A 16,128-nucleotide genomic window follows, 5' to 3' on the forward strand; every position below is an offset into this window, starting at 1 on the left:
AAATTACAAGCGATCTATTAATAATAAAATTGTCGTTCCTAAAGTTAAAATGGAAGCGACTGCGGTTAAGGTCTGCATACCTGTTTCTCCTGTCCCCCAGGATTTTTGCGGCAGCGGCTTCACATAAATAATATCGTTTGGCTGAATATAATAATAAGGGGAGTTCATAGCATCCTCCTGCGTAATATCGATATGATGCACTTTTTGTCCTTGCGGGTATTGCCGAATAATCATAACATCTTTCCGATCTCCAACCATAGTAACTTCTCCGGCATTAGCTAAGGCTTCAAAAATATTCACCCGATCCTGAAATAAGGTATTGGTACCCGGAGAGCCTACCTCTCCGCTAACCGTATAACGTAGTCCCGTAAGTTTTACAGTAACAAATATGTTAGCTGTTTCTTTAAACTGTTGCTCCAGCAACTTCTCCTCCAGTATTTTTTCTATTTCCTCGGTTGTATACCCTAAAACACTTACTTTTCCTAAGGCGGGGATTCTAATTTCTCCATGCAAATCCACGGTAAACCCATCAAAATAGGCTCTTTCATTACTATTTGCATTTAACAAAGACTCCCCTATTGGATTGAATATCTGAACGGCATCCTGATCCAGTGCCTTTACTCTAATATTCAAAATATCATAAATCTGAATGCGATAAGGCGATTGTGAAGCTACCACTTTTGCTATGGAATCTGTTTCATTTACTGATGGCTGTAAATACACCATTTCTTTATGAGACACACAGCCGGAAAGAAAAAAACACAAGACTACACAGGTGATTAATAGCGATTTGGTCATGGATGGTTAAAAGTGATTTACTCACAAATATAACTTTTCAGCCGGAATATCAAAACTAATCGTTTACTTTTTGGATATTTGCACAGCAATCTAAAAATACGATCCGTTGAATTATTTAACAGTAGAAAACATATCAAAATCATACGGCGAACTTACTTTGTTCGAAAACCTGTCGTTTAGCATCCATAAAGACCAAAAAGTAGCTTTTGTAGCAAAAAACGGAACAGGAAAAACCTCTATTTTAAATATTCTGGCTGGATTGGATCAGCCTGATTCCGGACAGGTTATTTTTAGAAAAAATATTACCGTTTCATTTCTACCTCAGGAACCAGATTTAGATCCTTCTCTTACAATTGAAGACACTATTTTTAATGCCGATCATGACATTTTAAAAGTGATTAAAAATTACGAGCACGCTTTAAATAATCCTGAAGATACCGATGCTTACCAAAAGGCATTCGAGCAAATGGATCGTTTTAACGCCTGGGATTTCGAAACGCAATACAAGCAGATTCTATCTAAACTAAAACTGGATAATTTCAACCAAAAAGTCAGCACCTTATCCGGAGGGCAGAAAAAACGTCTCGCCCTTGCCAATGCACTCATTAATAAACCGGATTTATTAATTCTGGACGAGCCCACTAACCATCTTGATCTTGAAATGATTGAATGGTTGGAACAGTTTTTTGCTAAAGAAAACATGACACTGTTTATGGTAACTCATGACAGATATTTCCTGGAACGTGTCTGCAATGAAATTATAGAATTAGATCAAGGCGAACTTTACGGTTATAAAGGCAGCTATTCGTATTACCTGGAGAAAAAAGAAGCACGAATAGAACAGGAAGCGGTAGAAACAGGAAAAGCCAAACAACTCTTCAAAAAAGAATTGGAATGGATGCGTCGACAGCCAAAAGCCAGAACGACAAAATCAAAATCACGTATAGACGACTTTCACGATATTAAACAACGAGCACACAAACGCCGTAAGGAACACAAGGTGCAGTTAGAACTTAATATGGAACGCCTTGGCAATAAGATTGTGGAATTACACAATATTAAAAAAGCCTACAAAAATAAAACCATTCTGGATGGATTCTCCTATAATTTTCAACATGGTGAACGCTTAGGAATTATTGGAAAAAACGGCACAGGCAAATCTACTTTTTTAAATATACTCACCCAGACCTCAGCTCCGGATAGCGGAAAAATAACATTGGGAGAAACTGTAAAATTCGGGTATTATACACAAGCAGGAATAGACGTAAAACCCGATCAGAAAGTTATTGATGTCGTAAGGGAATTTGGAGATTATATTCCTTTAAAAAAAGGAAGACAAATTAGTGCCCAGCAACTTCTTGAACGCTTTCTTTTTGACAGAAAAAAACAATACGATTTTGTAGAAAAACTAAGTGGAGGCGAACGCAAACGCCTTTATTTGTGTACTGTTTTAATTCAGAATCCTAATTTCCTGATTTTAGACGAACCTACAAACGATCTGGATATCGTAACCTTAAATGTTCTGGAAGAATTTCTTTTAGACTTTCCTGGATGTCTGGTAGTGGTTACCCACGACCGTTATTTTATGGATAAAATTGTAGACCATCTTTTTGTATTTCGTGGCGAAGGTGTTATAGAAGACTTCCCTGGAAACTATAGTGACTTTAGAGCGTATGAAGATAGTCCCGAAGCTGAACCGGAAACGACAAAGAAAGAAAAGAAAAACTGGAAACAGGATTCAGGTGCTAAACTGTCGTACAATGAGCAGAAGGAATACAACAATATAGAAAGTAAATTAAAATCTCTGGCTTTTGATAAAACAGAACTGGAGGCTAAATTTAATAATCCGGACCTGACTCAGGACCAGATTAACGAATTGTCGTTAAAACTGGAAACGATAATTAAGGACATTGAAGCAAAAGAAGACCGTTGGTTCGAATTGGCTGCAAAACTTGAAGGCGAATAAAATCTGGTTTCAGTGATATATCAAATTCAACAATACTTTCAGTTTCTCTGGCGTTCTTCCAATCAGCATGGTGTTCATTCACCATTCGTTTACAATCTGGTCACTCAATGTTTTTACGACAAAAAAAGATATCCGGAATATAAACAGATAAAAAAGTACAAATCAGAACTGTTAAAAAATAACATCACCTTAAATATTACCGATCTAGGCTCTGGTTCTAAATACACCAAACAAAATCTGAGACAGATTAAATCCATTGCTAAAAATTCAGGGGCTTCAATAAAACAAGCAAAACTATTATTTCGCCTTACGGCTTATTTTAAATTCCAACAAAGCCTAGAACTAGGCACATCCTTAGGCATATCTACTTTAGCTGTTGCTTTAGGCAATAAAAAAGGAACAGTTACCAGCATTGAAGGCTGTCCGGAAGTATCAAAATTTACCAAGGAAACTTTAAATACCAACAACATACAGAACACCTCTATAATTTGTGGTGATTTTAAAACTGTAATCCCTGAATTACCAAAAAGCACCTATGATTTTGTTTTTTTTGATGGTAACCATAACAAAGATGCTACTTTAAGCTATTTTAATTTATTACTCCCGCAAATTCATAACGACACCGTATTTATTTTCGACGATATTTATTGGTCCAAAGACATGACAGATGCCTGGGAGACTATTAAAAATCATCCCATGGTTAGAGTTACTATAGATACCTTTCATTACGGTTTTGTCTTCTTTAGAAAAGAACAGGAAAAAGAACATTTTACCATACGGTTATAGTACAAAAGCTAAAATTTACATTTAGTTAGATTAAAGTATAAAACCTGTAACATTTCCTTTATTAATACGTCTTACTACTAATTAAATTTCCTGTATCTTGCAGCAAGACTAACATAAGTATTACGTATGAGTAACGTTATTGAAATCTCCAATATTATTCGTGATTTTAAACTCGGACAAGAAACTGTTCATGTTTTAAAAGGTATAAATTTAACTATAGAAAAAGGTGATTATATAGCCATAATGGGTCCTTCCGGATCGGGAAAATCCACTTTAATGAATTTATTAGGTTGCTTAGACACACCTACCGGAGGTACTTATATTCTAAATGGAAAAGATGTTAGTAAAATGTCTGATGATGAACTGGCAGATATTAGAAATACCGAAATTGGTTTTGTTTTTCAGACCTTTAATTTACTACCAAGAACTACTGCTATAGATAATGTAGCCCTACCAATGGTCTATGCCGGATATTCAAAATCAGACCGAAACAAACGGGCTGAAGAAGTTTTAACCCAGGTTGGTCTTGCCGATCGTATGGATCACAAACCCAATCAGCTTTCCGGAGGGCAGCGGCAACGCGTTGCTGTAGGTCGGGCACTGGTAAATAACCCATCCATAATTTTAGCCGATGAACCTACAGGAAACCTGGACTCTAAAACTTCGGTAGAAATCATGTCGCTGTTCGACACCATCCATCAACAGGGAAACACAGTAATTTTAGTAACCCATGAAGAAGATATAGCCGAACACGCGCATCGCATTATTAGACTTAGAGATGGCTTGATAGAAAGCGATACCAGAAATACAAAAATGCATGCCCAGCTATAATATCCCCAAAAAAAAATAGAGTATTATGAAAATTTATACTAAAACCGGAGACAAAGGTACTACAGCCTTATTCGGAGGTACCAGAGTTCCAAAACACCATATACGCATAGAAAGTTATGGCACAGTAGATGAGCTAAACTCTTATATTGGCCTTATTCGCGACCAGAGCATCAACGAGAATTATAAAACACTATTAATAACAATCCAGGATCGCTTATTTACCTTAGGAGCCATGCTTGCTACCCCTATGGAAAAGAAAATTCTAAAGAATGGCAAAGAACGCCTTAATATTCCTAAAATTTCAGAAGAGAATATTACGGTTTTAGAAGACGCCATAGACCAAATGAATGACGAATTACCGCCAATGACACACTTTGTTCTACCAGGCGGCCATCAAACTGTGTCATTCTGTCACATTGCACGCTGTGTTTGCCGCAGAGCCGAACGTTTAGCCACTGCTTTAAACGACATTGAACCGGTAGAACCGCAAGTTCTAACCTATTTAAACCGCCTATCTGACTACCTTTTTGTATTGGCACGAAAGTTGACTCATGACCTAAAAGCGGACGAAGTAAAATGGATTCCTGAGAAGCAGTAAAAGATACTAACCGCAACATGGCATTTAGCAACAAGCTTTAAGCCACGTGTTTAACAAAAACACCATGTTCTTTTATTTAATGATGAAATAATTCATTTTTTTCTTGACTTTTTAAACTAAAAAATTATTTTTGCAACAAATTAAAACGAATTACAGATGTATTGGACTTTAGAATTAGCATCTTATTTAAGTGATGCACCTTGGCCAGCGACAAAGGACGAACTTATAGATTACGCAATTAGAACAGGAGCACCTTTAGAAGTTGTTGAGAACCTGCAATCTATTGAAGACGAAGGCGATTCTTATGATTCTATTGAAGAAATCTGGTCAGATTATCCTACTGATGAAGATTACCTCTGGAACGAGGATGAATATTAAAAACATTATATAAAGAAAAGTTAAAAAGTCTCTGCATGAGACTTTTTTTTGTGCTATTCTTTATTAAAAATAACAACAAACCGTATCTTTGAATGCCTTAAAAAATTGCATTTAAAGACCTTAACCATATCGATTAAGTTATATACTTAATATAAAAAAACACATATTCTCATGAATTTTTTAAATTCTGTATTAAAGGTATTTGTTGGTGATAAATCTAAACAAGATGTAAAAGCCATAATGCCTATAGTTAATAAAATTAAATCTTTTGAATCGGCGCTTTCAGCCCTATCTCACGACGAATTAAGAGCTAAAACTACAGCTTTTAAATCGCAGATTGCTGAGGGGAGAAAACCGTTCGAAGATCAGATAGCTCAACTTCTAGAGGAAGCTAACAACACCGACGATATTGACAGGCGTGAAGATATTTATCAGGAAATTGATAAATTGAATGACGATGCTTACGAAGCGACAGAAAAAGTACTTAACGATATTTTACCTGAGGCTTTTGCCGTTGTGAAAGAAACTGCAAAACGTTTTAAAGACAATACTACAATTACAGTTACTGCAAACGCATCCGACCGTGAATTTTCAGGCACCAAAGACTATGTTAGCTTAGAAGACGACAAAGCTATGTGGGCTAATTCCTGGGATGCTGCCGGTAAAGCCATTACCTGGGACATGGTACATTACGATGTTCAGCTAATTGGTGGTATTGCCATGCACCAGGGGAAAATTGCAGAAATGCAAACGGGTGAAGGTAAAACCTTAGTAGCAACACTTCCGGTGTATTTAAATGCCTTGGCTGGTAAAGGGGTACACCTGGTAACAGTAAACGACTATTTAGCAAAACGTGATAGCGCCTGGATGGCTCCTATTTTCGAATTCCACGGTTTAACGATAGACTGTATCGATTATCATCAGCCTAATTCTGATGCGCGTAAAAAAGCATATAACGCAGATATTACTTACGGAACAAATAACGAATTTGGTTTCGATTATTTACGTGATAATATGGCGCACTCCCCTAACGATTTAGTACAACGTCCGCATCATTACGCCATCGTCGATGAGGTTGACTCGGTTTTAGTAGACGACGCGCGAACACCTTTAATTATTTCCGGACCTATTCCACAAGGCGATCGTCACGAATTTAACGAATTGAAACCTAAGGTAGATGACATCGTAGGGATTCAGCGTAAATTTTTAACAGGAGTACTGGCTGAAGCCAAGAAATTAATCGCTGAAGGCGACACTAAAGAAGGTGGTTTCCAATTGCTTCGTGTGTACCGTGGTATACCTAAAAACAAAGCATTAATTAAGTTTTTAAGTGAAGAAGGGATAAAGCAATTGCTTCAAAAAACAGAAAACTTTTACATGCAGGATAACAACCGTGAAATGTCTAAGATAGACGACGCGTTATATTATGTTATCGACGAAAAAAATAATCAGATAGAATTAACCGACAAGGGTGTAGAATATCTATCTGGAAAAGACGATCCTAATTTCTTCGTAATGCCTGAAATTGGAATCGAAATGGCTAAAATTGAAGCTAAAGGATTAAGTCCGGAAGAAGAAGCCAATGAAAAAGAAGACCTGTTCAGAGATTTTGGCATAAAGTCGGAACGTATTCATACCCTTAACCAATTGCTTAAAGCCTATGCTCTTTTCGAAAAGGACATTCAGTATGTGGTTATGGACAATAAGGTTATGATTGTAGACGAGCAGACAGGTCGTATAATGGATGGACGTCGCTATAGTGACGGATTACACCAAGCAATCGAAGCTAAAGAAAATGTAAAGATTGAAGCTGCGACTCAGACGTTTGCAACGGTAACACTTCAGAATTACTTCAGAATGTATCGTAAACTATCTGGTATGACAGGTACCGCGATTACTGAAGCTGGTGAATTCTGGGAAATTTACAAATTAGATGTTGTAGAGATTCCTACCAACCGTCCTATTGCCCGACACGACAGAGAAGATTTGGTTTATAAAACCAAACGTGAAAAATATAATGCCGTAATTGAGGAAGTGACTAAATTATCTCAGGCTGGTCGCCCGGTATTAATTGGTACAACTAATGTTGAGATTAGTGAACTATTAGGAAAAATGCTTAGCATACGTAAAGTTCCTCACAATGTATTAAACGCAAAATTACATAAAAAAGAAGCCGATATTGTTGCTGAAGCTGGTCAACCGGGTCAGGTAACCATTGCAACAAACATGGCTGGTCGTGGTACAGACATTAAATTAACCGATGCCGTTAAAAAGGCTGGAGGTTTAGCTATTATTGGTACAGAACGTCACGATTCGCGTCGTGTTGACCGTCAGTTAAGAGGACGTTCAGGTCGTCAGGGAGATCCTGGTAGTTCTCAGTTCTACGTGTCGTTAGAGGATAACCTTATGCGTTTATTTGGTTCTGAGCGTATTGCTAAAATGATGGATAAAATGGGATTAGAAGAAGGCGAAGTTATTCAGCATTCTATGATTTCAAAATCTATTGAACGTGCACAGAAAAAAGTAGAAGAAAACAACTTTGGTGTGCGTAAGCGTCTATTAGAATATGATGACGTTATGAACGCGCAACGTGAAGTAGTTTACAAACGTCGCCACCATGCTTTATTTGGTGAACGATTAAGTGTAGATTTAGCAAACATGATTTTCGACACCGCCGAAAGTATTGCTGAGACGAATAAAGATGCTAATGACTTCAAAAATTTCGAATTCGAAATAATTCGTTATTTTTCTATGAGCAACCCAATTTCCGAGCAGGAATTCGCTAAATTATCTACTCAGGAAATTGCATCTAAAATTTACACTGCTGCTTTAGACCATTACAAAACTAAAATGGCTAGAAATGCAGAAATTGCATTCCCTATTATTAAAAATGTTTTCGAAAATCAAGGCGATAAATTTAAACGTATAGTAGTCCCTTTTACCGATGGTGTAAAAACACTACAAGTGGTTACCGATTTAGAACAAGCATATAAGAGTGAAGGGAAACAATTAATTACAGATTTTGAAAAGAATATTACTTTGGCCATTATTGACGATGCATGGAAAACGCATTTACGCAAGATGGACGAATTAAAACAATCTGTACAATTAGCGGTTCACGAACAAAAAGATCCTTTACTTATTTATAAATTCGAAGCTTTCGAACTGTTTAAAGGCATGATTACTCAGGTAAACAAGGATGTAATTTCATTCTTATTTAAAGGTGAATTACCTACTGAGGACACCAATGCTATTAGTGAAGCCAGACAACAGGCTCCTAAAAAGGAAAAACTTGAAACGTCTAAAGAAGAAATCCCTAATTTAGATGAACGCGCAGCTCAAAACCGTGCGGCGGGTCAAACGCAACGTCAGCCTGAAGTAGTAGAAACCATAGTGAGAGACAAGCCGAAGATTGGAAGAAACGATCGTGTTACTATAAAAAACATTAGAACCGGCGAAAACAAAACGGTTAAGTTTAAACAGGCAGAACCGCTTTTAGACAAAGGAGAATGGGTAATTACAGAACAGTAATTCACTTCTAAAAAAAGTTATAATTAAAATTAAATCTAGGCTATTCTTTTAGTCTAGATTTTTTTTTGACAGTATCCCAAAAAGTGTAAGTTATAAATCGTAGTTTTCTTAATTAAAGCAGCCTTTAAAATTCAAAGAAGTTCAATTATGTATCAAAAAAAAATCCAGACTATAAACGTATTATAGACCAGACTCCTGACAATTAAACTAAAGAATATATATTACATTACTCCATCAACACCTTACTGTATTTCGCATTTACGATAATAGATTTATTACTAAAAGCATCTCCTATAGAGAAATTAGCCACCTGATCTGTAGCTGTCTTTTTGGGGTGCATAAATTTACTTTGCTTTCCCTGGTATTGTAAATTATAATCGGATTCGGGTAACGAAATTACAGCCGTACTATTTTCTAACACTATACTTAGATTCTGAAAAGTATCTGTTATGTTTTTAATCTTTAGATCTCCAAAACTACCGTTTATAATTGCATTTTCTGTTAAATTCACGACATCAATATTAGAAGAATTCGAATTTAACACCATACGCTTGCAGGATTGTAACTGCGCCTGATCTACAAAATTCAAAACCAGATTTCCCTGATTCCAGTTCGAAATTTCAACAGGAGCATAAGACACATTGATGGAAGTTTTACTTCCATCAATAGTGTTTGCTGTTAATTTAGTATGAGACATCTCTGCATTTAAGTTTTCTACAGCCGATACAAATTGTAATTCCCCGTACTTTACATCGACCTTTAAATTAGCTTTTTTAGGCATGTGAATAATAAGCGTCTTTTTAACACTCGGATTCAATTCACCTCTATTTGTTTTTCTAATAATAACCGATTTTCTGTTTTCATTAGCATGTTCTCTTGCTATACGGCTATGTTCCCTAGCAGCAATCTGTGCATCTCTTTGGCTTTCTCGAGCGACTCTCTGGCTCTCCCGAAGTTCCATTTGCTTTTCTCTAGCTTCCATTTGCTTCTCAAATGATTTACCCCAGGCTTCCATATTTTTTTCAAAATCTTTTCCGAAACTCTCACCAAATTGTTTTCCCCAGGCTTCCATTTTTTCGCCATATTCTTTACCGAATTTTTCACCCCAGGCTTCCATTTCCTTTTCGTAATCACCAAAACCGGATTTCTCAAATTCTTTGGCCCATTTCTTCATTTTTTCCTGATACTCCTTACCATATTTATCCTGATAGGTTTTACTCCACTTATCTAAATAAGCTTCACCCTCCTTTTTATAAGTATCATAGTCAAAATCGAAACTGGATATCCCTTCTGGCAATTCCGGTAACGCCGGCATTTGTGGCATTTCAGGTATATTCGGCATTGGTAACATACCTAGATTAGGAATTGGAGGTAATGGAGGAATTGGCGCGAGTTCAGATTCCAAATCCTTAAGTGCTTCCAAAGAGGCCAAATCATAAAACTCAAGGTTTCCCATATTACCACTCATTCCACTGGAAGTAATGGTTACATAATCATCTGATCCACTAACGTCAACGCGCCATTGCTCCAAAGCTTGTTGCAGCTCTTCCTTACTTAACTTATCACTTTCGATAAAAGCCTCTACTTCTATAATATCCTTATTCCAGGTATCCACTTTAATTGTTGTATAATCAGACTTTAATTTAATCGTAACATTTTTATCAACCTTTAAGGACTGGGAAGCCTTGGTTAATTTTTGTTGTGCCTGTACTCCTAAAGCTATACAACTTATTAAAAGGGCACTAAAAAGCGATTGTATTGATAACTGTTTCATTTTTTAATTGTGTTTACATTGATAATTGTGTCTCGTCTAGTTCCGAACTTAAATCTTTAAGCTGATCGCGAAGACGATACAATAGGTTTAATCGCATTTTTAAATTATCGATTAGGGCATTTACTGTTAATTCACTAGGACCTGATTCTGTTAACTCTAAAGACAAAGCTTTATACTCGTTAGAAAGCACCTCCAAACGTTGAATATAACCATCTATTAATTCCTTATTTTCCGGAGTCAATTCCACCTTAGACAACTCATTATGAATGCTGGCCAGATAATAATCTTCTACTTTTTTAAGATCTGGAGACAAATCGCCTAAAGTTTTCGTTTTTGCAGGTTTTTCTTTAGTTTCAGTATTAACAAGTTCCGGTGTTGGTGCAATAACCTGTGCATTATCCGTTTTAAAATAGTTATACCCGCCAAAACCCAGAGCTATAAACAAAACCACACTTGCCGCAATAGATAACCAGTTAAATTTTGATTTAGGTGATGCTTGTGGCAGTTCATTTTCTAATTTTTCCAGGAATCTGGATTCGTGCCCCTTAGGCAACAGATCAAACCCCGTTTGCTCCTGTTCTTCCTTAAATAATTGTCTAATATCTCGTGCCATAGCGTTTAGATTTTAAAAGGTCCTGCAATTTTACTTTCCCTCTGGATAATTGTGTTCTCGATGCGATTTCGGTAATATTTAAAATTTCTGAAATCTCCTGATGATCATAACCTTCAATTAAATAAAGCATTACAACGTATTTGTACTTTTCTGGTAACTGATCGATTGCTTGCTTTACATCATCTAAGGTGACATCATCTTCGACTTGCCAACTATGGTCATCCTGATTAACCACTTCGAGGTGCACCTCATCCAAAAGATCCATATTTAGTTTTTTGGATTTAAGTGAATCAATACAGGTATTAACCACGATACGTTTTAACCACGCGCCAAAAGTAACCTCAGCTTTGTACTGATGCAGTTTTCCGAAAGCTTTAATAAAAGCATCCTGAACCAGATCCTCGGCCTCAGCTGTATTAGAAATAAACCGTCTCGCCACAATATACATGCCCTGGCAGTACTGGTTGTATAACTGCATTTGTGCCTTTCGGTTATTCCGTTTACATTCTTCTACGATATCTATAGAAAATGAATTCACTTATGGTTTATTAAGTTAGTATCCACCTTAAAGACGATGCTTTTTTACAAGTGTTGCAAAAAGTTAAAAAAAATTTATTTTACAGATAACATCTTAAAATATTTATCCGTTTACTTTTTAAGATACTTTTCTTTTAGAGTATCTTTACAGCCTTAAAAATATATGCTATGAATAAATTTTTAAAGTGGGTTATGTTACTGCTTCTTGTGGTTGCCGTTGGAGTATTTTGTTATGCCTATTTTGAAAAAGGAGTGTTTAACAAAGCCTTGTCTCCTAAAGACACTGTTGAATTTAAACTTAACGATTTAAAACTGGAAGTGTTTTACAACAGGCCCTCAAAACGCGATCGTTTAATTTTTGGTGGCCTTGTACCTTTTAACGAAGTCTGGAGGACAGGTGCTAACGAGGCTACTACTTTTGAAACAAATAAAGCTTTAAAGATTGGTAATGATTCCTTACCTAAAGGAAAATATACGTTATGGACCATTCCGAACGACAGCACCTGGCATGTAATGTTTAATAGTAAACAATATCCTTGGGGAGTTGATGAAACCATGAATGCTATGCGAGAACCTGCATTTGACGTTTTAGATTTAACTGTACCTGTAGAACATTTAAATAATACTGTTGAACAATTTACTATCTCGTTCGATAATTCTACAGATAACCTGGCGCTAACCATGGCCTGGGACGATGTTAAAGTCGCTGTTCCATTAAAATAGCTTAGGTCTTAATCATTACTAAATTCAAAAAATATTCTTTTCCTCAAAAAAGAATACATTTGTAGTCTCAAATTATATTTAATGAGTTATCAATTTACCATTATTGTTCCTGTTTTTAATGAAGAAGACAATTTATTACGGGTAGAAACAGAACTATTGGCTTATACTAAAATCGCAACAAAGGCTACCAAAATTTTACTGGTTAACGACGGATCTACAGATAATAGCCAAGCTATAATTGAAACCATTTGCCAGCGTAACCCCGAGTTTAACTTTATCAGCTTTAAACAAAACAGAGGACTGAGTGCAGCCATAAAAGCCGGCTTTGATTACGCAGACACCCCTTTACTAGGATATATTGACTCCGATTTACAAACGGCACCTTCCGATTTTAATTTACTGTTAGCACACATAGAAGATTACGATCTTGTTACCGGTGTTAGAGCAAACAGAAAGGATAAATTTGTAAAAAACATGTCCTCGAAAATCGCCAATGGCATTCGTAGAACCTTTACACATGATGGGATGGATGATACCGGATGCCCTTTAAAAGTTATTAAAACCGATTATGCTAAACGCATTCCAATGTTTAAAGGACTTCACCGCTTTTTACCGGCAATGATTTTATTACAACATGGGAAAATCACACAAATTCCGGTACAGCATTTTCCACGCATTGCAGGACAGGCAAAATTTGGTTTGCGGAATAGATTAATTGGCCCATTAGTAGATTGCTTTGCCTACGTTTGGATGAAGAAAAAATATATTAATTACGAAATAGCGAAACGTAATTAATGAACAACTGGATAATATACAGCATAGGTTTTGTAGCTCAAATCTTATTTTCTTCAAGACTAATTATTCAATGGATTACTTCGGAAAAAGAGCGCAAAGTAATTACTCCCACATTATTCTGGACACTTAGTTTATTCGCTTCATTCCTACTCTTTATATATGGATATTTGCGAGAGGACTTTGCAATTATGCTGGGGCAAGCCTTAACTTACTTTATATATATCCGCAATCTGCAACTTCAAAACCAATGGGAAAAATTCCCCAAATTAATGCAATGGTTCTTATTATTTGTACCTGTTCTTATTGTAATTTACTACTACAATAATAACCGTATAGATATGGCCTTATTATTTAAAAACGAAGACATCCCGATTTGGTTATTAAGCTTAGGCATCATTTCTCAGATTGTATTTACCTTACGTTTTGTTTACCAGTGGCTGTACTCCGAAAGAAAAAAAGAATCAACTTTACCTTTTGGTTTCTGGGCACTAAGCTTAACCGGATCTATCTTAATTTTAATTTATGCTGTTTTACGAAAAGACCCGGTTTTATTTGTTGGCCACATTTTAGGTGCCGTAATTTATAGTCGCAATTTGTTTTTACTAAAAAAATCACGATGATTAAAGTTCTTGAGAAACACCCGGTAATATCCATTTGTATTTTAGTAGCCTTAATGCTACTTCCAAATTTAGATGTTATGCAGGTAACCATAATGGAAGCCCGAAACTTTATAACTGCCCGGGAAATGCTTACCGATCAGCATTGGCTGCTAACGAGTATGAATGGAGAGGCTCGCTACGAAAAACCACCATTACCAACATGGTTATCAGCAATATCCGCAAGTATTTTTGGTATTAACAGTCTTTTTGCCTTACGATTACCTACTGTTTTTATGATTATGATAGTAGGCGTATTTACTTATCGTTTATCGTTCCTTTTACTAAAAAACAATCTGCATAGTTTAATTAATGCCTTTCTGGTTGTAACCTCATTTTACACCATAGGTATTACCGTTGAAGCCCCGTGGGATATTTATACACATGGCTTTATGCTCATTGCCATTTATCACATGTTTCAGTTATTCGATAAAAAAAATAAATACTGGAAACATACTCTGATTGCCGGTATCTGCCTTGGACTTTCTTTTTTAAGTAAAGGCCCTGTTTCTCTTTATGCTTTGTTTTTACCGTTTTTACTGGCTTACGCCTTTACCTATAAATTCAAAAAAATGAGGCCTAAAACTTTCTCTCTTTTTAGTGTCCTAATTTTAATGTGCTGTATTGGTGGCTGGTGGTTTATTTACGTTAGATTACAAGATCCTGCCACATTCGCACTAATTACAGAAAAAGAAACCAGTAATTGGGGAAGTTATAACATTCGTCCATTTTATTATTACTGGAGCTTCTTTACGCAAAGTGGGATATGGACCATTCCAGCATTTATTAGCTTGTTATTTCCTTATTTAAAAAATAAAGTCCGTAACCTTAAAGCATATAAATTCAGTTTTTACTGGACCATTTTCGCAGTTATTCTACTATCTATAATTCCTGAAAAAAAATCGAGATATCTTATGCCGGTCTTAATTCCGTTGGCCATAAATACCGGATTTTACATTGATTATCTGATCCAGCGTTTTAAAACACTTCAAAATAAAAAGGAAACGCTTCCTGTGTACTTTAATTTTGGCCTTTTAGGAGCTATTGGAGTACTTTTTCCTGTTATTGCTTATCTCGGTCTAAAAGACAAATTAAACGGACAATGGGTAGCCTTCGCTTTGGCTTCAGCTGTTTTATTTACTATTGGTAGCTTTATTTTTATTTACTTAAAACGTAAAACCATCAAAGAAGTATTTTTTCTAAGTGTACTTCTTTTTGCAGCTATACTCATGTTTGGCCTTCCGCTATACAAAGCAACTATTCCAGAGAAATATTACGAGATTACGACGCTAAAAAAAGAAGCAGAAAAAGAGGATCTTAAAATTTACAGCTATAATTATGTATCTCCTGAAATGCTCTGGTTATATGGCGATAAAATTCTGAATATCTCTAATGAAAATAAAATTGACTTTCCCGATGAAAAATCGTTTGGGCTATTAACAAACGATTTAAACGAAGAGGAAATGCAGTCCCTAAACGCACATTACAAGGTAGAATTCCAAAAGTCTTTCGATTTAAACACCGGAAAAAAACCAAATAAACGCTTAAAAAACAATTACTACATTCTTACTAAGAAGTAATTCCGCGGCGTTTAATAACGTACAAATACAATTTAAAAAACATAAACCCGGAAATCGCTCCAAAAGTCAGGCCACATAATATATCCAGTGGATAATGTACTCCTACATAAATACGACTGTAGGCCACGATAAAACTCCATCCGATTAAAATGTAAAGGATATATTTAAAATAAGGTCGTAATAATAATCCTCCAAAAATAGCAGCAGCCATAGAGTTAGAGGAATGCCCTGAGAAAAATCCATACCGCCCGCAACGTACAGCTATATATCGCATCTGATCCATTACACCTTCAGCTCGGCACGGTCTTGGTCGCTTTACGGTATGCTTAAAAATATTGGTAATCTGATCAGTAAAAGTAATCATAAGTGCTATTAAAATTACTGCTACAATTAAAGATTGCAAGCCTCTTTTTTTATAAATAAGATAAAGTAATAAGGCATACAAAGGAGCAAACGTAACCTCATGCGTAATACCCAACCACATAAAGTCCCAGGTTGGAGTTCCTAAATTGTTTAAATATAAAAATAGAGCCTTGTCGGATTCAATAAGTTGTTCTAGCAT

15 protein-coding genes are annotated in these 16,128 nt (G+C 35.9%); 10 read left to right on the forward strand and 5 right to left on the reverse strand.

Translation table 11 applies throughout. The features are described from left to right. Positions 1-3: 3 nt before the first annotated feature. Positions 4-798, reverse strand: coding sequence for a polysaccharide biosynthesis/export family protein (locus I3217_RS08890; RefSeq protein ID WP_435049409.1), 795 nt, complete (start codon positions 796-798; stop codon positions 4-6). Positions 799-904: 106 nt separating this feature from the next. Between I3217_RS08890 and I3217_RS08895 the strand changes: the two genes are divergently transcribed. The 6 genes from I3217_RS08895 to secA all read left to right on the forward strand — a co-directional run bounded on the left by I3217_RS08895 (position 905) and on the right by secA (position 8,888). Continuing rightward, complete coding sequence (locus tag I3217_RS08895; RefSeq protein ID WP_435049410.1) at positions 905-2,764, forward strand: ABC-F family ATP-binding cassette domain-containing protein; 1,860 nt, start codon at positions 905-907, stop codon at positions 2,762-2,764. Between the two features lie 12 nt (positions 2,765-2,776). Further along, positions 2,777-3,550, forward strand: coding sequence for an O-methyltransferase (locus I3217_RS08900; protein WP_435049411.1), 774 nt, complete (start codon positions 2,777-2,779; stop codon positions 3,548-3,550). 126 nt (positions 3,551-3,676) lie between these two features. Further along, on the forward strand, positions 3,677-4,381 hold the full coding sequence (locus I3217_RS08905; protein ID WP_435049412.1) for an ABC transporter ATP-binding protein: 705 nt from the start codon (positions 3,677-3,679) through the stop codon (positions 4,379-4,381). Positions 4,382-4,406: 25 nt separating this feature from the next. Beyond that, positions 4,407-4,979 carry a cob(I)yrinic acid a,c-diamide adenosyltransferase gene (locus I3217_RS08910; protein ID WP_435049413.1) on the forward strand — a complete coding sequence of 191 codons (573 nt, stop codon included), beginning with the start codon at positions 4,407-4,409 and terminating at the stop codon, positions 4,977-4,979. Between the two features lie 156 nt (positions 4,980-5,135). After that, entirely contained in the window at positions 5,136-5,357 is a 222-nt protein-coding gene (locus I3217_RS08915; RefSeq protein ID WP_019387375.1) for a DUF2795 domain-containing protein, read from the forward strand. A gap of 171 nt (positions 5,358-5,528) precedes the next feature. Then, positions 5,529-8,888 (forward strand): preprotein translocase subunit SecA, encoded by a 3,360-nt coding sequence (gene secA / locus I3217_RS08920; RefSeq protein WP_435049414.1) that lies wholly within the window; start codon positions 5,529-5,531, stop codon positions 8,886-8,888. A gap of 226 nt (positions 8,889-9,114) precedes the next feature. On the opposite strand, the gene I3217_RS08925 is transcribed toward secA, so the two are convergent. The 3 genes from I3217_RS08925 to I3217_RS08935 are packed head-to-tail and all read right to left on the reverse strand — an operon-like array spanning position 9,115 to position 11,813. Further along, positions 9,115-10,662 (reverse strand): hypothetical protein, encoded by a 1,548-nt coding sequence (locus tag I3217_RS08925; protein WP_435049415.1) that lies wholly within the window; start codon positions 10,660-10,662, stop codon positions 9,115-9,117. Between the two features lie 13 nt (positions 10,663-10,675). Then, positions 10,676-11,275 carry a hypothetical protein gene (locus I3217_RS08930; protein ID WP_435049416.1) on the reverse strand — a complete coding sequence of 200 codons (600 nt, stop codon included), beginning with the start codon at positions 11,273-11,275 and terminating at the stop codon, positions 10,676-10,678. Further along, the gene (locus tag I3217_RS08935) at positions 11,259-11,813 is read right to left on the reverse strand and encodes an RNA polymerase sigma factor (RefSeq protein WP_435049417.1); all 555 of its coding nucleotides are present in this window, start codon (positions 11,811-11,813) and stop codon (positions 11,259-11,261) included. The genes I3217_RS08930 and I3217_RS08935 overlap by 17 nt, the downstream gene beginning before the upstream one ends. A 167-nt stretch (positions 11,814-11,980) precedes the next feature. Between I3217_RS08935 and I3217_RS08940 the strand changes: the two genes are divergently transcribed. The 4 genes from I3217_RS08940 (at position 11,981) to I3217_RS08955 (ending at position 15,566) form a co-directional block, all read left to right on the forward strand. After that, the gene (locus tag I3217_RS08940; protein ID WP_435049418.1) at positions 11,981-12,535 is read left to right on the forward strand and encodes a DUF2911 domain-containing protein; all 555 of its coding nucleotides are present in this window, start codon (positions 11,981-11,983) and stop codon (positions 12,533-12,535) included. A gap of 81 nt (positions 12,536-12,616) precedes the next feature. Then, a complete protein-coding gene (locus tag I3217_RS08945) occupies positions 12,617-13,330 on the forward strand; it encodes a glycosyltransferase family 2 protein (RefSeq protein ID WP_435049419.1) in 714 nt (237 codons plus the stop codon). Next, positions 13,330-13,950: a lipid-A-disaccharide synthase N-terminal domain-containing protein gene (locus tag I3217_RS08950; RefSeq protein WP_435049420.1), complete on the forward strand. Its 621-nt coding sequence runs from the start codon at positions 13,330-13,332 to the stop codon at positions 13,948-13,950. Before I3217_RS08945 ends, I3217_RS08950 begins: the two co-directional genes overlap by 1 nt. Beyond that, positions 13,947-15,566: a phospholipid carrier-dependent glycosyltransferase gene (locus tag I3217_RS08955; RefSeq protein ID WP_435049421.1), complete on the forward strand. Its 1,620-nt coding sequence runs from the start codon at positions 13,947-13,949 to the stop codon at positions 15,564-15,566. Before I3217_RS08950 ends, I3217_RS08955 begins: the two co-directional genes overlap by 4 nt. Here I3217_RS08955 and I3217_RS08960 read toward each other — a convergent pair. Then, positions 15,556-16,128 carry a phosphatase PAP2 family protein gene (locus I3217_RS08960; RefSeq protein ID WP_435049422.1) on the reverse strand — a complete coding sequence of 191 codons (573 nt, stop codon included), beginning with the start codon at positions 16,126-16,128 and terminating at the stop codon, positions 15,556-15,558. The genes I3217_RS08955 and I3217_RS08960 overlap by 11 nt on opposite strands.

It is taken from the genome of Formosa sp. S-31 (assembly GCF_051172795.1).
Taxonomy (GTDB): domain Bacteria; phylum Bacteroidota; class Bacteroidia; order Flavobacteriales; family Flavobacteriaceae; genus Formosa.